General features: G+C 64.3%; 18 protein-coding genes and 1 tRNA gene. 9 read left to right on the plus strand and 10 right to left on the minus strand.

Translation table 11 applies throughout. The annotated features are described in order from the left end of the window. Window positions 1–24: 24 nt before the first annotated feature. From polA to B3T59_RS03580, 8 genes are all read right to left on the minus strand, one after another. Complete coding sequence (polA, locus tag B3T59_RS03545; RefSeq protein WP_287001488.1) at window positions 25–2,838, minus strand: DNA polymerase I; 2,814 nt, start codon at window positions 2,836–2,838, stop codon at window positions 25–27. A gap of 67 nt (window positions 2,839–2,905) precedes the next feature. Beyond that, entirely contained in the window at window positions 2,906–3,481 is a 576-nt protein-coding gene (locus tag B3T59_RS03550) for a GNAT family N-acetyltransferase (protein WP_287001489.1), read from the minus strand. Window positions 3,482–3,485: 4 nt separating this feature from the next. Continuing rightward, entirely contained in the window at window positions 3,486–4,256 is a 771-nt protein-coding gene (locus tag B3T59_RS03555) for an ABC transporter ATP-binding protein (protein WP_005208739.1), read from the minus strand. Continuing rightward, window positions 4,240–5,271, minus strand: coding sequence for an ABC transporter ATP-binding protein (locus B3T59_RS03560; RefSeq protein WP_039856923.1), 1,032 nt, complete (start codon window positions 5,269–5,271; stop codon window positions 4,240–4,242). The genes B3T59_RS03555 and B3T59_RS03560 overlap by 17 nt, the downstream gene beginning before the upstream one ends. After that, a complete protein-coding gene (locus B3T59_RS03565; protein ID WP_287001490.1) occupies window positions 5,268–6,518 on the minus strand; it encodes a branched-chain amino acid ABC transporter permease in 1,251 nt (416 codons plus the stop codon). The genes B3T59_RS03560 and B3T59_RS03565 overlap by 4 nt, the downstream gene beginning before the upstream one ends. Continuing rightward, window positions 6,515–7,561: a branched-chain amino acid ABC transporter permease gene (locus B3T59_RS03570; RefSeq protein ID WP_005208745.1), complete on the minus strand. Its 1,047-nt coding sequence runs from the start codon at window positions 7,559–7,561 to the stop codon at window positions 6,515–6,517. Before B3T59_RS03570 ends, B3T59_RS03565 begins: the two co-directional genes overlap by 4 nt. Window positions 7,562–7,647: 86 nt before the next feature. Next, window positions 7,648–8,874 carry a branched-chain amino acid ABC transporter substrate-binding protein gene (locus B3T59_RS03575; protein WP_005208747.1) on the minus strand — a complete coding sequence of 409 codons (1,227 nt, stop codon included), beginning with the start codon at window positions 8,872–8,874 and terminating at the stop codon, window positions 7,648–7,650. Between the two features lie 167 nt (window positions 8,875–9,041). After that, entirely contained in the window at window positions 9,042–9,665 is a 624-nt protein-coding gene (locus B3T59_RS03580) for an ANTAR domain-containing response regulator (RefSeq protein WP_005208748.1), read from the minus strand. A 153-nt stretch (window positions 9,666–9,818) separates the two neighbouring features. On the opposite strand from B3T59_RS03580, the gene B3T59_RS03585 reads away from it, so the two are divergent. Then, a tRNA-Leu gene (locus tag B3T59_RS03585) sits at window positions 9,819–9,895 on the plus strand. A gap of 87 nt (window positions 9,896–9,982) precedes the next feature. Here B3T59_RS03585 and B3T59_RS03590 read toward each other — a convergent pair. Then, window positions 9,983–11,287: a tyrosine-type recombinase/integrase gene (locus B3T59_RS03590; protein ID WP_287001491.1), complete on the minus strand. Its 1,305-nt coding sequence runs from the start codon at window positions 11,285–11,287 to the stop codon at window positions 9,983–9,985. Between the two features lie 270 nt (window positions 11,288–11,557). Between B3T59_RS03590 and B3T59_RS03595 the strand changes: the two genes are divergently transcribed. The 8 genes from B3T59_RS03595 to B3T59_RS03630 all read left to right on the plus strand — a co-directional run bounded on the left by B3T59_RS03595 (window position 11,558) and on the right by B3T59_RS03630 (window position 16,137). Beyond that, entirely contained in the window at window positions 11,558–11,809 is a 252-nt protein-coding gene (locus tag B3T59_RS03595) for a helix-turn-helix transcriptional regulator (RefSeq protein ID WP_287001492.1), read from the plus strand. Between the two features lie 91 nt (window positions 11,810–11,900). After that, window positions 11,901–12,149 carry a hypothetical protein gene (locus tag B3T59_RS03600; protein ID WP_287001493.1) on the plus strand — a complete coding sequence of 83 codons (249 nt, stop codon included), beginning with the start codon at window positions 11,901–11,903 and terminating at the stop codon, window positions 12,147–12,149. Beyond that, window positions 12,146–12,391: a hypothetical protein gene (locus B3T59_RS03605; RefSeq protein WP_287001494.1), complete on the plus strand. Its 246-nt coding sequence runs from the start codon at window positions 12,146–12,148 to the stop codon at window positions 12,389–12,391. The genes B3T59_RS03600 and B3T59_RS03605 overlap by 4 nt, the downstream gene beginning before the upstream one ends. Next, the gene (locus tag B3T59_RS03610; protein WP_287001495.1) at window positions 12,388–13,224 is read left to right on the plus strand and encodes a hypothetical protein; all 837 of its coding nucleotides are present in this window, start codon (window positions 12,388–12,390) and stop codon (window positions 13,222–13,224) included. The genes B3T59_RS03605 and B3T59_RS03610 overlap by 4 nt, the downstream gene beginning before the upstream one ends. Then, entirely contained in the window at window positions 13,221–13,532 is a 312-nt protein-coding gene (locus tag B3T59_RS03615) for a hypothetical protein (RefSeq protein ID WP_287001496.1), read from the plus strand. Before B3T59_RS03610 ends, B3T59_RS03615 begins: the two co-directional genes overlap by 4 nt. Further along, the gene (locus tag B3T59_RS03620) at window positions 13,519–13,815 is read left to right on the plus strand and encodes a hypothetical protein (RefSeq protein ID WP_287001497.1); all 297 of its coding nucleotides are present in this window, start codon (window positions 13,519–13,521) and stop codon (window positions 13,813–13,815) included. The genes B3T59_RS03615 and B3T59_RS03620 overlap by 14 nt, the downstream gene beginning before the upstream one ends. A 127-nt stretch (window positions 13,816–13,942) precedes the next feature. Then, on the plus strand, window positions 13,943–15,019 hold the full coding sequence (locus B3T59_RS03625; protein WP_287001498.1) for a bifunctional DNA primase/polymerase: 1,077 nt from the start codon (window positions 13,943–13,945) through the stop codon (window positions 15,017–15,019). A gap of 8 nt (window positions 15,020–15,027) precedes the next feature. Further along, window positions 15,028–16,137 carry an AAA family ATPase gene (locus B3T59_RS03630; RefSeq protein WP_287001499.1) on the plus strand — a complete coding sequence of 370 codons (1,110 nt, stop codon included), beginning with the start codon at window positions 15,028–15,030 and terminating at the stop codon, window positions 16,135–16,137. On the opposite strand, the gene B3T59_RS03635 is transcribed toward B3T59_RS03630, so the two are convergent. Then, window positions 16,134–16,961, minus strand: a complete 828-nt coding sequence (locus B3T59_RS03635) for a hypothetical protein (RefSeq protein WP_287001500.1) — start codon at window positions 16,959–16,961, stop codon at window positions 16,134–16,136. The genes B3T59_RS03630 and B3T59_RS03635 overlap by 4 nt on opposite strands. Window positions 16,962–18,159 lie beyond the last annotated feature (1,198 nt).

Raw genomic sequence — 18,159 nt, forward strand, 5'->3', positions numbered from 1 at the left:
AGCTCTCGCGCAGGACTGCGTTTCTCAGTGCGCGGCGTCGTCCCACGAGCGACCGAAGCCGACCGAAACCTCCAGTGGCACAGACAGATCGATAGCATTGCCCATCTCTTCGCGAACCACCTTCTCGGCTTGTTCGCGCTCACCCTCAGCCACTTCGACGACGAGTTCGTCGTGGACCTGGAGCAACATGCGTGAGGCAAGCTTCTCGGCGACGAGTCGCTTGTGCACGTTGATCATGGCGACCTTGATGATGTCGGCAGCCGTGCCCTGGATCGGGGCGTTGAGCGCCATACGCTCTGCCGCCTGACGCCGTTGCCAGTTGTCGCTGTTGAGGTCGGGTAGATAGCGGCGTCGACCGAAAAGCGTTGCGGTGTACTCGTTTCGGCGTGCCTCGACGACGACGTCATGAAGGTAGTCCCGCACGCCACCGAAACGGTCGAAGTACGCCTCCATCTGCTCCTTGGCCTCGTCGCGACTGATCCGCAGCTGCGCCGCGAGCCCGAACGCCGAGAGTCCGTATGCGAGACCGTACGACATCGCTTTGACACGATGCCGCATATCTGTGGTCACCGCGTCGATCGGCACTCCGAAAGCTCGTGACCCGACAAAGTTGTGGAGGTCTTCTCCGGTGTTGAACGCCTCGATGAGGCCCGCGTCGCCAGAGAGGTGAGCCATGATGCGCATTTCGATCTGGCTGTAGTCAGCCGTCATGAGGGTCTCGTATGGCTTGCCGGTGCCACCGGGTCCGTTGTCGGAGCCGACGACGAATCCGTGGCGGATCTCCCGCCCTGCCTCGGTACGAACCGGAATGTTCTGCAGGTTGGGTTCGGTCGATGACAAACGACCCGTCGCCGCGACGGTTTGGTTGAACGTCGTGTGGATTCGGCCGTCGTCGGCCACCGACTTGAGTAGACCGTCGACGGTCACCTTGAGTCGGGTGGCATCTCGGTGTTCGAGCAGATACGCCAGGAACGGATGCTCGGTCTTCTCATAGAGGGTCTGCAAAGCGTCGGCGTCGGTCGTGTAACCGGTCTTGGTCTTCTTGGTCTTGGGCATGTCCAGCTTGTCGAACAGCACCGTCTGCAATTGCTTGGGCGAGCCGAGGTTGATCTGCTCGCCGATCACCTCGTAGGCGGCCTCTGCGGCCGTCCGGATGCGCTCTGAGAATGTCTCTTCGAGCTGACCGAAGTGCTCGACGTCGACCGCGATGCCCGCTGCCTCGAGGTCGGCGAGCACGAACAGCAGTGGCAGCTCCATCTCGGTCAGCAGCGGCTTGGAGTCGATGCGGTCCAGCTCGGTGTCGAGGGTGTCGGCGAGTTCTGCGACAGCCCGCGCCTCCAGCATCGCCTGCTCGGCGATCTTGCCCGCGCCCCCGTCGTCGTCGAGGAGCGAGAGCTGCCCGGAGTCGGCACCATCGTCGGCACGCAGTTCGCGTCGCAGGTAGCGCAGCGCGAGATCGTCGAGGTTGAAGGTTCGTTGGCCGGGCCGCACGAGGTACGCGGCGAGGGCGGTGTCGCTGGTGACACCGGCGAGCGTCCACCCACGAGACCGCAGCGCGTGGATGGCCCACTTCGTCTCATGGAGGGCCTTGTCGATGGTCGAGTCGGCAAACCATTCGCCGAGCGCCTTCTCGTCGTCGGGGCCGAGCACCGTGACGTCGACGTAACCCGACGTACCGTCGGCCGCGGCGATCGCGACGCCCGTCACGTCTGCGCCGACGACCTGGTGCGGCGCGGTCACGGTGAGCCCGCTGCGACCGGTACGGGCGTGCGCGTCGAGCCAGTCGCGAACCTCACCTTCGCCGAGGACCGACCCGTCGAGTTCAAACCCTGATTCGGCCTCCGGTTCGACGGAACTGAGCGTCGAGAACAGACGATCGCGCAGGACACGGAACTCGAGATCGTCGAAGAGTTGGTGGATGCGGTCGCGGTCCCAGCCGACCATCGCCAGTTCGTCGGGCGTGGCAGGCAATTGCATGTCGCGGACGAGCTCGGTGAGCTGGCGGTTCGTCTGCACCGAGGCCAGGTGCGCGCGCAATGCGTCGCCAACCTTTCCCTTGACCTCGTCGACATGATCGATGAGTGAGGCGAGAGAGCCGTACTCGCGAATCCACTTCGACGCCGTCTTCTCCCCCACACCCGGGATGCCGGGCAGGTTGTCGCTCGGGTCGCCGCGCAGCGCCGCGTAGTCGGGATACTGCGTGGGTGTGAGTCCGTACTTCTTCTCGACCTCATCAGGGGTGAAGCGGGTCAGCTCCGACACGCCTTTGCGCGGGTACAACACCGTCACCGAGTCGTCGACGAGCTGCAGCGAGTCCCGGTCGCCGGTGACGACGAGAACCTTGTAGCCCTCCGCTTCGGCCTGCGTTGCCAGCGTCGCGATGATGTCGTCGGCCTCGTAGCCCTCGATCGCCATGACGGGGATTCCGAGCGCGTCGAGCACCTCTTTGGTCAGATCGACCTGACCGTTGAACTCGTCGGGCGACTTGGATCGCTGTGCCTTGTACTCGGGAAACATCTCCGAGCGGAAGGTCTTGCGCGAGACGTCGAACGCCGCTGCGACGTGTGTGGGTTCCTCGTCGCGGAGCAGGTTGATCAACATGGAGGTGAAGCCGTACACCGCGTTGGTCGTCTGTCCGGTCGCGGTTTTGAAGTTCTCGGCAGGAAGCGCGAAGAACGCCCGGTAGGCCAGCGAGTGCCCGTCGAGCAGCATCAACGTCGGTTGACGCTTACCCTTGCCACCCTTCTGACTCGATCGCAACGACGTCGACGGCGCGGCCTTGCCGTCAGCGGGTGTGCCGTCGGAACTCTTCACGGGTGCACTTTGCGCAGGACTCACACCGCCGAGTCTAGTGACGCCTCCCGACACGCCTCATCCCAGCAACCCCGCGGACCCTCGCAAATCCTCAGCCAGGCGCGCGGCGGTACATCGGCCACACCGTAGGTCCGTTCTCCGGCAACGTCACCTCGGCGGTCACCGTGAAACCGAATCGCTCGTAGAGCGGAATATTTGCCTCGTTGGAGCTCTCCAGATACGCCGGTCCGTCGACCAACTCCATCCCGGCGCGCAGCAACGTACTTCCGACGCCGCGCCCGTGCACTGTGGCGCCGACGAATGCCAGATACCAGTGCGGTTCGCGCGGACGGTATCCCGCGAACATCTCCTCGATCTGTTGGCCGCGACGGTACCGACCGCCCAGTGCCGACAGGAACCGCGGCACCGCCAACAGTTGGCGGCCGCTCGAGGGGTGAAATCCCGGCGGGTCCCACACCGCGGCGCCGACGGCCCGGTCATTCTCGACGCACACGTCTATACGTCCCCGTGACCCGTGACCCGCGGTCAACAATGCGCGATACAGGGCCGCGTACCGGGTGGTGTCGGGTTGCAACCACCGCATCACCGGGTCGTCGGCAAACGCCTCTCCGAGTATCTCGCTGACGAGCTTGTTGTCCGTTGAGCCCTCGATGGCGTAGGCGGTCACCGCGTCAGGCTACGCCGAGATACGCCTCACGCACCGCATCGTCGACGAGTAGCTCTTTGCCCGGCCCCTCTTTCAGGATCGTGCCGGTCTCAAGGATGTAACCCCGATCGGAGCGGCTCAAGGCCTGCTGCGCATTCTGCTCGACGAGCAGGATCGTGGTTCCCTCCGCGTTGATCTGCGCGATGATCGAGAAGATCTGTTGGATCACCATGGGCGCCAAGCCCATTGACGGTTCGTCGAGCAACAGCAGATTGGGACGCGCCATCAGCCCTCGACCGATCGCGAGCATCTGCTGCTCGCCGCCGGACATGGTTCCGCCGTATTGCTTGCGCCGTTCCGCCAACCGCGGGAACAACTCGAAGACCTGGTCGAGGGCCTGACTGTAGGCAGCCTTGGACTCGAATTTCCTTCCATAGCAACCCATGTCAAGATTTTCGAGCACCGTCATTCCCGGGAAGATGTGTCTGCCCTCGGGAACCTGGATGATTCCCCGTGACACTCGCTCGTGCGGGGCAAGCTTGGTGATCGACTCACCATTGAACTTGATGTCGCCCTGACTGAGTTTGAGCAGACCGGAGATCCCGCGCATGGTGGTCGATTTTCCCGCGCCGTTGGCTCCGAGGAGAGTCACCAGCTCGCCCTCGTCGACGTGTAGCGAGATGCCGTGCAGCGCTTGGATTCGGCCGTAGTGAATGACGACGTCGGTCATTTCCAGCACCGGCGTCTTGATGGTCGTCGCGGCCGAATCCTTGCTGAGGTCAGGCGATTTGGTCATCGGGAACTCCCAGGTAGGCGGCGACGACCGCGGGATTCTCGCGAACCTCGCGCGGTGAGCCGTCAGCGATCTTGCGGCCGAATTCGAGGACGACGATGCGATCGGTCACGCCCATGACCAAGCGCATGTCGTGCTCGATGAGCAGCACGGTGTAGCCGTCCTCGCGGATCTTCTGGATCAACTCCATCAGCGCGGACTTCTCGCTCGGATTGAAGCCGGCCGCAGGCTCGTCGAGGCACAGCAGCTTGGGTTCGGTGGCCAATGCCCGAGCGATCTCGAGACGACGCTGGTCTCCGTACGGGAGATTCGACGCCTTCTCCGCCGCGCGGGCACCGATACCGACGAACTCGAGCAGCGCCATCCCGCGGTCGACGGCGTCGTGTTCTTCTCGGTACAGCCGCGGCGTGCGCATGATTGCTCCGAAGACCGACGTCTTGTGCCGGGCATCGGTGCCGACGGAGACGTTCTCCAGCGCGGTCATCTCACCCCAGAGCCGCACGTTCTGGAAGGTACGCGCGATCCCCTTGCGAGTGATCTTGTGCTGCGACATCTTGCCGAGCGGCGCACCGTCGAAGACCACCGTTCCACGCGTCGGACGATAGACGCCCGTAATCGCGTTGAAGCACGTGGTCTTGCCTGCGCCATTGGGTCCGATGAGGCCGAGAATCTCGCCGCGCTTGATGTCGAACGTGACGTCGTCAAGTGCCGCCAGCCCACCGAATTCGACGGTCAAACCGGTGACCTTCAGTAGCGGTTCACCCTCGGCAGTTTCGATGTTCCGTTGCGGCGCAACAGCTTCGGCGACAGCTTCTGGATCGGCGAGTTGCGGGTCGACCGCTGCCGGGTCGACGACAGCCGTCGACTCGGGGTCGGCGAGCACCTCCTCGACCTGTTCGACGTTGTCTGGGACCTGTTCGACGCTGTCCGGCCCGGTCTGCGCCTTGCTGATGTCGACACGCGGAGTGGTGTCGTCGGCGCGATCGTCCGCGGCGTCGTCAGGTGTCCTGTGCGTCATGCGTGCGCCTCCTCGCTTCCCGACGGTAGCGGGTTGGGGTTACGACGGACAGCGGCATAAACCTTGCGACCGAAGGTCAACAGTCGCGCTCGTGCCGGGAACAGGCCTTGCGGCCGGAAGATCATCAGCACCACGAGGGCGATGCCGAAGAACAGGTACTTGAACTCGCTGAGCGACTGACCGCCCACCTCGATGCCCTGCACCCGCGCAGGCAGGTAGACGATGATGAACGCGCCGGCGATCACGCCGAGCTTGTTGCCCTGTCCGCCGAGCACGACGGCACAGAGGAAAAGCATCGAGTTGATGACCGTGAACGCCTTGGGATCGACGTACTGCACCTGGCCCGCGTAGACGGCGCCCGACAGCCCGCCGATACCCGCGCCGATCACAAACGCCCACAGCTTGTACTTGAACGTGGGCACACCCATGATCTCGGCGGCGTCCTCGTCTTCACGAATCGCCACCCACGAGCGTCCGACGCGGCTGCGTTCCAGATTGCCGATGACGATCAACACGAGGATCACCGCGACGATGCCCAGCCAATACCACCAGACCCCGTAGTTGGCGGTCGGGCTGTTGTTGCCGACGGAGAACACACCGTCGGGATGCTTGTCCGACCGCCCGAGCTCGGGGAACAGGACACCCTGCAGGCCCGACGCGCCGTTGGTGATGTCTGTGAGGTTGTCGGCGAGCAGACGCACGATCTCGCCGAATCCGAGTGTGACGATCGCCAGGTAGTCGCCTCGCACGTTCAAGGTCGGGGTACCGAGGACCAACCCTGTGAGTCCGGTGATGATGATCGCGAGTGGAACGCATGCGAGCCACGCCCACGGCCCCGAGAAGAAGCCGTGATCTTCGCTGTTCCACAACGGACTCGCCGGACTCGTCAGCAATGCGACGACGTAGGCGCCCACCGCGTAGAAGCCGACGTAGCCGAGGTCGAGGAGACCCGTCTGGCCGACCACGACGTTGAGTCCGATGGCGATCAATGCCGTCATGGCGAACGTCGCCATGACCACACCGAAGTTGGTTGCCGTCGTCGTGATCAGTGGCGGTTTGATGACCGGAAGCAGCGCGAGAAGAATGATGAGGGGGACGCCGAGTAGCCACTGCTGTACGCGAGGCAGGCTGTCCCACCAGGTGCGAATACGGTCGCCGAGACCGCGCGGCGGCGGCGTGGTCAATTGCGTCGACGACACTTTCGCTGACGCCACGCTGTCTGACGCCTCATTGTCTGATGTCGTCATACCCGCGCCTTCCCCAGCTTCTCACCGAGTATTCCGGTTGGACGGAACATCAATACGAGGATCAGGAGAACGAACGCGACCACGTCCTTCCACTGATTTCCGAAGAGCACGGAACCGTAGTTCTCCATCACACCGAGCAGCAAGCCTCCCAAGAGCGCGCCACGAACGTTGCCGATTCCGCCGAGGACCGCGGCGCAGAACGCCTTGATCCCGAGGATGAAGCCGCCGTTGTAGACGATGTTGGTGGGTACACGCAGCGTGTAGAGCAGCGCCGCAGCGCCTGCCAGCAGACCACCGATGAGGAAGGTCACCAGGATGATGCGATCACGGGAGACACCCATCAGCAGCGCGGCATCGGGATCCTGTGCCACCGAACGGATCCCACGTCCCAGACGGGTCTTGTTGATCATGAAATCGACGCCGAGCGCCAGCACCAACGCCGAGCCGATGATCACCATCGTCATGTTGAACACCGGGGCGCCGAAGATCGTGAACTCCTTCACGGGCTCCACGAGGCGAATCGTCGGTTGTGCCGTGGAGCCGCCGAGTGGCGGGTCGACCGGGAACTTCGGCAGCACGTAATGCACGAATTCCTGCAGTACGAACGACATTCCGATCGCGGTGATGAGAAACGCGAGCGGCTTCGCGCCGCGTCGACGTAGGGGCCGATACGCGACGAACTCCAGTCCGACCGCCGCTCCGCCCGCCACGATCATGCCGCACAGCCCCGCGAGCACGAGATAGACGACCGTCATCACCGTTCCCTCGGAGTACGTGTTGCCCGAGGGCGTGAAGCCCAACAACAGCAGTCCGATGTAGGTGCCGAACATGCCGAGCATGAAGACCTCGGAATGAGCGAAGTTGATCAGTCGGAGCACGCCATAGACGAGTGTGTAACCCACCGCGACAAGCGCGTACACCGATCCGTAGGTCAGCCCCTCGATGGTCAGGCCCCAGAAGCCGTCGAACAGCGCGTGATAGTCGAATCCGATGGTGGATGCCACTGCGGTCGACGTCTGTGCCACCAGAAGTGTGGTGGTCATACGATCCCCTCAATCGTCGAAAAGTCGCAGACACGAACCGCGCCCGGCCGCCGTGATCGACGGCCGGGCGCGATTGGTTGTCGTACTTACTTGACCTCGTATACCCAGATTAGCGATGTGGTGAGTTCACCCTTCGGTGTCCACGAGTACTTGCGGGCAAGACCTGTGCCGTTGTACTTGCTGATGTACTCGAGCAACTTGGGACGGGTGTTGTTGCCCTCTTCGATGCCCTTCATCATGATCGCCGCGATGTCGTACGCCTCGACCGAGTACACGCCCGGCGGCTGGTTGAACGCTGCCTTGTAGTCCGAAGCGAACTTGTCGGGAGCGGGACCACACGGGCACGAGAGCAGCGCGCCCTTGGCAGAATCGCCGGCCTGCGCGGTGAACTGCGGATCGTTCGCACCATCACCCGAGACGAACAGAACATTCGAGTCAGCCGACTTGAGCTGCTGCGCGAGCGGCGCGGCCTCCGCGTAGTAGCCCGCGTAGAAGACCGCATCCGGCTGTGCCGCAGTGACTTTCGAGATGATGGCGGAGAAGTCGCGCTCACCCTTCTTGACGTCACCCGAGCAGTCGGCGTCCGCGGCGGAGCCGAGTGCGCCGGTAACGGCCTTCGCCAAGCCCGCGCCGTAGTCTGTGTCGTCCTTGATGACGCAGACCTTCTTCTTGCCCTTTGCCCCGGTCAGGTACTTCGCGACGGCGGGGCCCTGAATGTCGTCGTTGGCGAGGCCGCGGTAGAAGGTCTTCCAACCATTGTCGGTGAGTGTCGGGTTGGTGGCCGAAGCGGTCACCGAGACGAGTCCTGCCTGGTTGAAGATGCCGCCGGTCGCCTTGGTCTCACCGGAGAACGCGGGACCGATCAATCCGATGATCGAGTCGTCGTTGGTGATGGTCGGTGCAACCTGTGTTGCCTTCTGCGGGTCACCTTCGGTGTCGAAACGCTTGAGGGTGATCTTGCAGTCGGGGTTGGCCTTGTTGTGCTGGTCGACGGCGAGCTGCGCACCGTCGACGATGTTGATACCGAGCGCCGCGTCAGCCCCGGTCAGTGCACCCGCCATTGCGATGGTCGCCGGGTCGCATTTCTGTCCACTCGGCGATGCCGGATCGAGAGCTTCCGCATCCGACGCCTTCGGCTGTTCCTTGCCCTCCGTATCGATCTGGGCGAGAGCCGAAATGGTGAGCCCCGACCCCGCTGATGCCGACCCACTCGATGACGAATCCGAGTCGGTGGACTTACTGCTACATGCCGAAACGGCGAGCACAGCGGCCAGCGTCGCCCCTAGCGCTGCGGTCGTCACGCGACGATGCATCTTTACTACCTCTCGTCCAGCCACCCGACCCCCTGTGGCCGGGAGGTCTACTGAGGAGACCTTGAGAAAACATAGACCGAGATACGAGATCGCGTGCGGCAATGAAAGAGAAATCCGCTAGTCACCGTCGACGCGTTTTCACAGATTTAACGCGGCCGACTTGAGGGTCAGTCTGTGGGTCCCAACGTTTCGACGACGACCTGCGCGACGGCCTTCATCGTGGTACGGCGATCCATCGCCGCGCGCTGAATCCACTTGAACGCCTCTGGTTCTGACAATGACTGCTTCTCCATGAGCAAACCCTTCGCGCGCTCGACCAGTTTTCGCGTTTCGAGTCGGTCCTGCATTGTCGCAACTTCTTTTTCGAGCATCTTCAGTTCGTGATAGCGACTTACAGCAACCTCCATGGCTGGAACAAGATCGGCTTTGGAGAACGGTTTCACCAAGTACGCCATCGCGCCGGCATCCCGAGCTCTCTCGATGAAGTCGCGCTGACTGAAGGCCGTCAACATCACCACGGGCGCCAACCGCTTCTGTGCGATCTCGGTGGCGGCGTCGATCCCGTCGCGCACCGGCATCTTGATATCCATGATGACGAGATCAGGCGAGAGCTTCTCGGTGAGATCGACAGCCGCCTGCCCGTTGGGCGCCTCGCCCACCACGTCGTAGCCCTCCTCGCGCAGCATCTCGATGAGGTCCATCCGGATCAGCGAGTCGTCCTCGGCGACGAGCACCTTGTGTGCAGTCTGCTTGTCCTCGGCCTGGGCCGGAACATTCTCAACCACAGTCACCAATCCCTCCTCCACGTCGAGTTGACCAGAGCGGTCACAACCGGCCGCATCCACACGCTCACGGCCAGCACCAATGCTCCGAAGAGTACCGGCTCACGCGGCTTCCGGCCGATCATCTACAGTTGTCTGTTGCAGCCGCTCGCGGCGGCAGATGCCCTCGTAGCCCAATTGGCAGAGGCAACGGATTCAAAACCCGTCCAGTGTGAGTTCGAGTCTCACCGAGGGCACCAGAAAGACCAGTTCAAGGCAGGTTTTCGACCACATACCCGCTAGGGGTAGCGCCTCAACTGCTCGCAACTGCTCGCAGTAGCGCCCGCTTAGGTGCTCGCGAGCAGGTCCGAAAGCCTCGATATTTGGTCCGCTGAGAGGTCGAGCATCGCCACAATCTGCCCAATGTCGGGGGTCGATTCGGCAGGCTTCAGCGCAGCCGTGCGAGCGTCGTTCAGCGCGGTCGCCAAGGCGTCGAGTTCGTCGCTGAAGAGATGCCCGTATCGGTCGAGGGTGAGCGTCGCCGACTTGTGCCCGAGCATCCGTTGCACAACCTTCACGTTGGCGCCGGAGCGGATCGCCAACGAGGCCGCGGTGTGCCTGAGTTCGTGTGGCGTGAGGCCCTCGACACCGGCAGCGGTCGCGGCCGGATCGAACCGCCACCGGAACTCGCCGGGTGTCATCCACCCATCACGACCACCGAACACCAACGTGCCGGTTGCCTTCGGCAGGGTGTCCAGGTGATCGCGGAGAAGCTCGACGAGGAACGCAGGCACCGGCACCGAGCGCGACTCATGGCCCTTGGTTGTGCCCTCGACGGCGCCTTGCTCTCTGACCCACGTCACCGACCTCGCGACGTCGAGTCGGCCGTCGGTGAGATTCACGTCGACCCGGCGCAGCGCGACCGCTTCGCCGTAGCGCAGACCGGCATACGCGAGCACGTAGACCATGATCCGGTCGGCGGGTGACGGCATCGCGTCGGCGAGCGCCTCGACTTGGGCGTGGTCGAGGAACCGCTTCGAGGCTTCGGTCTTGCGCGGCAACTCGACGCCGTCGGCCGGGTTCGATGGGAGTAGCTGAAGGCGCACGGCGTCACCGAGGACCTGACGGAGGACCTGATGCGCTTGGATCACGCGCGACGCCGAGAGCGCCCGACGGCGGGCACCTTCGGGCACCGCGTGCTCACCCGCTTGCATCGCCAGCACCCACGCCCGGACACCGGCGAAGTCGACACCAGCCAGCGGAGTATCGCGCCACGTCGGGAGAACGCATGTGTCGAGTAGGGACCGGTACCCCGCGACCGTCTTCGGTTTGCGCGCGGCCTTCGCGTCGATCCACTGCTCGGCGACCTCGCCGACGGTGCGCTCCCCCGCTGCCTTGCGCACGAACTTGCCGGTGACCAGATCGGCCGTGTTCTGGTCGACCCACTGTTGCGCATCGTCTTTCAGCGCAAAGGTTTTCATGTGTTCGTGGCCGTCAGCGTCGACGAACCGACCTTGCCACCGGTTGCCCTTCCCGTACTTGGTTGATCGCATTCGGCGCCCGGTGACCGGGTCGCGCTTCGCGATCGTCCATCGGTCCTCAACACCTGCGCGGCGCCCGCGCTTCTGTGCCGGTTTGTCCGTTGTCGTCATGCTCTGCACTGTACGGGTTAGCGATCAATTGCGAGCAGAACCGTACACGCCTATGTGACGCACCTCACACTTCGGATTAGTTGTCACGGTTGGCGATCACGGCAATTTTCATTGCCGCAGGTAGCGCTATTTTCGGCAAAATTAGGGTGCCCTATAGTTGTCACGGTTGACGAACATATATGCTGGTCAGAGCGATATTGACATTTGACGATCTCATTTTGCTTGGTCATTGTTTGGGGTGTCAGAAACACCGACGAAACCGGAGACAAAATGACCACTACGAACGTCGAGATTCGACGATTCACCCTAGACGAAGTCGCGAACATCATCGGAACCTCGCCCGCAGGTGTCCGCGAGATGCACAAGTACGGGCGAGGTCCCGTCATGTACATTCTCGGCAAACGTCTGGTGTGCGACGAACCGGACCTCGCCCGGTGGGTCGAGAGCCAGAAGGCCAAGAGCGCCCGCGGAGAACTCGCCGACCAGTTCCGCGACCCGGCCGAGTTCGGGGCCAGCGCATGACCGACGCCGAGCGCCAGGCGATCCACGAGCAGCGCACCACCATTCGACTCGCCTTCGCGAGCCGCCCCACCACACAGGAGAACAACTAGTCATGTCTGACACCAACACCGCAGCCGCCCGCGTCGACGTCGTCGGCGACATCACGACGATCACCACCGAGGCAGGCGCCCGACTCGACCTCACCGCTACCGACCTGCTCACCCTCGCCCCCGCGCTCTATGGCCTCGCCCGTTTCTGCTTGGTCGCGTCGCCCCTCGACGAGGCCGAGACCGCCGAGCGCCTTCAGGCCCTCGACGCGGCCGTGCAGGCCAGCGAAATCGAGTGGGGCGCGCTCCGATGACCGCCGACACTATCCCCGAACCGTTCACGATCCCGGAGCGCGTCGAGGTCGGCGAGATCGGCCGTCAGTTCGGGATGCGATGGCCGACCGGCACCGTCCCGCCGAAGCGATCCCTTGTCGTCCGGCTCGCGAATCGCATTGTGCGGATGCGCGATTCGGGCAAACAGCCCTACTATTCCGACCTCTCGCAGACCTTCCGCTGGGGCGTCCGTTTCAACTATCAGGAGGACACGAACCGATGACTGTCGAAGACATCACCACGACCCCGCCCGCCGCTCTCGCGTCCCGCGCGTCCAGCGCCGCGCAGAGAGCATCCGACGAACGCCTACGCATCGCGACCGAGAGCACGTCGTCGGCCATCGCCAGCGCGCACCGCAACGACGACCGACCACGCACGTCGCTGCGCCCTGTCCTTTCGGGCCGTCCTGTAGAACTCTGGGAGCCGACCGAGAAGCGCACCTTGCGCGGCCATTCCCGCGCACTCGGCGCGCTCACGGTCCCGGAGACCGCAGACCCCACTCCCCGCATCGTCGAGGCGATGCGCGCCAGCGGCGCAGCGGGTGAACCGGTCGACCCGGACGGCGAGCACGTGGCCGCGCTGGTCGAGTTCCATCGGGCACGCAACGACGCCGACGCCCTCGCCGCAGCCCGTATCGAGGTCCTGCGCCAGACCGCCCGTGCACTCACCGAGGACATCGCCGGGATGCGCCGGGAGCTGATGTCGGCGGTCGCCGCCGACCTTCGCGACATCGCCACCGAAGCCGAGAAGATTGCACCCGCCCTCGACGGGGTCACCACGGCCGACGAGGCGATCACCAAAGGTGTCGTGTCGGCATGGAAGTCGAGGGCCGACATCGCGGCCCGGACGCTCGACATCGCGAATTGCCTGCATTGGGTCCGGCGCCGCGCCGACCGTGGGTTCGCGGTCGACGCGACCGGCCGACCCGATGCGTGGCCCGTCGGCAACGACCACCGCCACACGTCGGCCGAGACGTGGGCCGTCGTCGACGACATCCTCGACCGGCTCGAAGTCACCGACGCTGCGCGTCGCCTGATGACCGGGGTCGACCAGTGAGCGCCGGTCGCGGGTTCGGCGGATACCTGCCGAGCAAAGAGCAGATCGAAGCCAACCGCCGACTACACCCGAGCTACCGTCGCGGGTTCGGGCAGCACATCGACGGCAGCAGGGACGCCGCCAACGTCAAGCGGTCACAGCTCGCCCGGCAACGGCGCCAGCGGATCGCCGAGGCCCAGCGGGCGAAGACCGCCGAGTTCGGCCGCGACGGCAAGCCGCTAGACCCGCTGCGCGACGACCCGGCCGCGATCGAGTTGGAATGGAAGACCGAGTTCGGGCCGAAGGATGACGGCGATGATGCCGCGTAGCGCGCGCAAGGATGCGCGGTTCTTCGGCCCGGACGGCGCCGACATGCCGGTGTGCCGGACGTGTTGGAAGGTGTCGGCGGTGCTTCGGCGTGGCGAAATCCACGTCGAGCGCCGTCGCACCGGCGGGGCCATCGCCCATCAGAACCGGCGGTGCCGGTCGATTGTGCCGGGGTCGGATGTGCAGCGCGACGTGTTCCTCGCCTACGTCGAACCGTCACCGATTGACGTCAACCGATACCGAAACCGATTGCCCGACAACCAGATTCGGCGCGCCGCTGGCTGATCGGCAGGTATATTAGACGCCGTAGCGGGTAGCGCCGCAACGACGAGAACAGGGATACACACACCGGGTCGAGCTACGGCGGAACCGGGGAGACGGTGTGTGTTCCCGATTATCTGAACGGAATACAATGTCGCACAACGAAAAACGCCCCCGCGATGCGAGGGCGAGTTCCGAGCGTGTTACCGACGAGAAGGCGGAATACGCCTCCGAGTCTAGCACGCTCCTCACGGCCGCAGCCGAACTGATCGCCTCCGGTCTCGGCACCCCCCTGCCCCTCCCCGCGGGGCAGAAGTATCCGCCCCCGAAGGACACCACCGGCGGCAGGAATCCCCGGCCTACCGACGACGAAGCCCTCGCTCGGTTCGACGACCTCGTCGGCAACGTGTGCCTGCGCGTTGCCGACGGCGTGATCGGCATCGACGTCGACATCTACGGCGACAAGCACGGTGACCAGACCATGCGCGCGAAAGTGGAGCAGTGGGGACCGCTGCCAGACACGTACATGAGCACCAGCCGCGACCCCGAGACCGGCAGCGGCATCTACTACTTTCGGGTGCCCGCCGGAACCAAGCTGCGCGGGGAGATTCGCCCCGCGGTCGAGATCATCCAGGCACATCACCGTTACGCCGTCGTGTGGCCGTCGGTCGTCGAGGGACGCGCCTACCGCTGGTTCGGTCCCGACCTCGAACCGTGCGACGTGCCGAACGTCGACGATCTCCCCGAGTTGCCCCCGAAGTGGGTCGACGGCCTGAAGGTCACCGAGCGCCGTTCGCGCCGGGCCGCGGTGCCCGAAGAGTGGTCGGCGTTCGTGTTCTCCGGTGAGGACGTCGGTCCGCGTGAGTGGCGACGGTTGGTTGCGACGCTCCCCGGCGCGAAGTCTGCGCCGTGCGAGCACATGGCCGACATCGGCGACCCGGTATCGCTTCACTTCGCCATGCGCGGCAACGCCTACCCCACGATGAACAGCCTCATTTGGAAGGCTGTCCGGTTCGGTACCGGCCGCGCCGAGGACGGTTGCCGCGGTGGGTGCCCCGGTGTCTACCGGGCCGTCATGCGGATCGTCGAGGCCTACCTCACCGAGGTCACCCCCGCGGGTCGTCGCGCACGTGAGGCCGGTGGTCGTATCCCCGCGAGCAGCGAGGCCACGGGCGAAGTCACCCGGTCGCTGACCGGCGCCGTCCGGGGTGCGGTGGTCGCGCGATGAGCCGACGAATGGGAGACGTGATCAAGTTGGCCGCAGTGCCCACCGAAGACCAGGACGACACCGCCGACCAGTGGGTCGAGGAAATTGCCGCCGAGCGCGCCGCTCAACGCGCCGAGAACGTCGAGGCCTACAGCGAGCGGTTGGTCGATGGCGCGGCGTTCATCCTCGACCAACCGGCAACGCCGCCCGCAGTGTGGGGTGTCGGAAATCGCGTCCTATGGGCCGAAGGTGAGTCCTTGGTCATCGCGGGTACCCCCGGCGTGGGCAAGTCGACCATTGCCGCGCAATTAGTTTCGGCATCAGTCGGCCTCCGATCCGACGTTCTCGGTTACCCCGTCACCGAGTGCGCAAAGGTATTAGTTCTCGCGATGGACCGCCCCCGGCAGATCGCCCGCAACTACGCGCGGTTCTTCAGCGCCGCTAATCGCGACGTGCTCGCAGGCCGGTTGGTATTTCTGAAGGGTCCGCCCTTGGCCGACTTCGCCGTCGACGAGCGCCAGTTCCTCGACCTATGCACCGCGGCCGGACTTGGGCCCGGCGATCGCGTCGTCGTCGACTCGATCAAAGACGCCGCCGTCGGTCTATCTGAGGATCGAGTCGGAGCCGCGTATAACCGAGCGCGTCAGTTGGTCCTCGCAGAAGGTATCGACGTTGTCGAGTTGCACCACATGAAGAAGAACGGCAGTGGCGACGGTCCGCCGAAGGCTCTCGGCGACGTCTACGGGTCGACGTGGATCACGTCGGGTGCGGGGTCCGTCGTGTTGATTCACGGCGTTGCCGGTGACCCCGTGGTCACGTTGCTGCACCTGAAGCAACCTATGGACGACGTCGGCCCGTTGGTCGTCACTCACACCGAGACCGGCGACAGCACCGTCGACACCAAGTCCACCGACGTCGTCGAGATCGTCCGCAATTGCGGTCCGAGGGGTGCGAGCACCGAAGATGTGGCCGTTGTGTTGTGCGAGGCCTCACGCCCCACCAAGGGGCAGATCGAACGGGCCCGGCGACGCCTCGCCGCAGCGGCCCAACGCGGGGCACTGATCAAACGCGACGGGATCGAACGAGGCGCCAACCAGCAACCCGGTCGGTGGTTTCTCTCGCGATCAGACGGCAACTAGTCGTCGTCCCTCTGTTTCAGCATCAGATCGACCGCACCAAGGCACGTTCCGGCGGCTTCGACAACTACCGACCACAGCCCCAGGTCGTCAGCGACGAGTTCGGTGACGAGTGTTGTGACATAGGGAATCCGGACGAGACTTCCGGTCTTTTCGACGACGACCTCTACCCGGTTACTGACTCGTTCCTCGCCCGATGGGGCTCGCAGACTCACAGTTGCCTCATAGCTACCGGGCCCCATCCGACCGGCCTCGAAGACACAGAGCAACGGAACGGTGACTGAGGTCGGAATCTCGGCTACTGAGTAGTTCTGCCATACCCCTTCGATCACATGAACGAGGCCGTGCCTGTGCGAGACGTAATTAGCGAACGTGAGCGCCGACAGGCGCAACGCATCAGCACCACGGGCACCGCTCGGAATGGTCGCGTCGTCATCGACAGTCCGAGCATGGCCGCTCCCCTCAGCGATGCGAGACGATCGCTCAAGTATCGCGCTCCACGGGTCGAACATCACACCGCCGCCGCCGGGGGCGCCGCCAGGCCATTGGCCGTGTTGTCCGTTGAGAATGATCTTTGCCGGAGCCTTACCGCCGAGACCACCGAACCCCCCGCCGATGACGCCTCCGCCACCACCTGCACCACCCAACGTCCCGCCCATGCCGCCGACATAGATCGTGTCCGCAGCGATGTTCACGGTGGTGTGGTCCGACTTCTCGACCACTTCGACGGCCTCAGCATCGCTCAGGCGCCAACCATGAGACCCCTCAGCGGCCGCGCGGTCATACTGGGCGATCTGATCAGCCTTCCAATGCTGAAGTTTCGTCACCGGATAGTTCTGAACTTGTTCGGCTTTGTCCACAACGTCCGCGTGAAATAGGCAAAGGATCAACAAGTTGGCGGGGCTCTGATTCTCCGCAGGCGTCATCGACGGGTCCCAGCGCGGACCGTTCTCTGAGCGCGCACAAATGTGAGAAATCCGAGAGTTCAACACACGAGCACCGCCGGGGACCGAGCGATACAGCGGTTCGGAGCAGTCCTCGGCAGCACAGGTAACCGCATTCGCGTACAGCGCCTTGGCGGTGCCAGGAGTCACATCGGGATGCTGAGCAGGCATACAAACAAGGATGTCGCGCTGCGTCACGAATGGCGTATTCGACACGCGGTTGACCGTCAATCATGACAGGTGATCCGAGGTAGGGGTCTCATATGGTCGCTATGCAACAGTGGGAACTATCAAGTGCAAGGAAGCGGTCACGCACCGGCCACGCTTTCGGCCTCGAATCGACAAAAACGCAGGTCAAGCGGTCACGCACCCAACCGGCCACAAAAGCGGTCACGCACCGGTCACAAGCGATCACGCTGAACTCAAACCCGCAGGTCAAGCGGTCACGGCAGGTGCGTGACCGGTACCGGTCACGGTTTCCCTCATCCCTTAGGGATGACGGGGAAACCCCCGTCGAGACTTCTTCGTCTCGACGTTTCACGCGACCCCAGATCGTCGGTGTGGTGTCGGGTCGTCGAGGGTCGCCAACGGACGTCGAGCGCCGCAAAGGCGTCAGCGAGGACGTGGGGCCGGTGTAGGGCATCGTCGAGGCAGGGGGTGGGGACCCCTCCCCGGTGCGATCAGCCAGGGACCCGCCCCGTACTGTCGGAATCCACGACCAGGCATACACCGTACCCCCTAGGGGTGCCCGAAAACATGCCTTGACCAGCGGGTTTAGGCCCTGAGAGCCCCGGAGCCGCCCCGCCACCGCGGGGAGCACAACCGCGCCCCCACCAGCACAAACGCACGAGAAGCGTTGCCGCGCAAGCGCTTTTGGGCCCATGACCGAGATCGCCACGCCCTCGCCGCCGAGCGCCCACCAAGCCGTCGCCCTCGCGGGGTCACCACCCGACGCCCTCGCGGCCCGCAGAGCCCCGCAGATACCCCGGGGACCCCCCACCACCACGCCCCAACGGGCAGATCGGCCGTAAGCGGGCGAATGAGGCCATGAAACGCGCCACGCCGCGCCGAGTTCGACGCC

This window comes from Gordonia sp. UBA7860 (genome assembly GCF_002500165.1).
GTDB classification, from domain to species: Bacteria; Actinomycetota; Actinomycetes; order Mycobacteriales; family Mycobacteriaceae; genus Gordonia; species Gordonia sputi.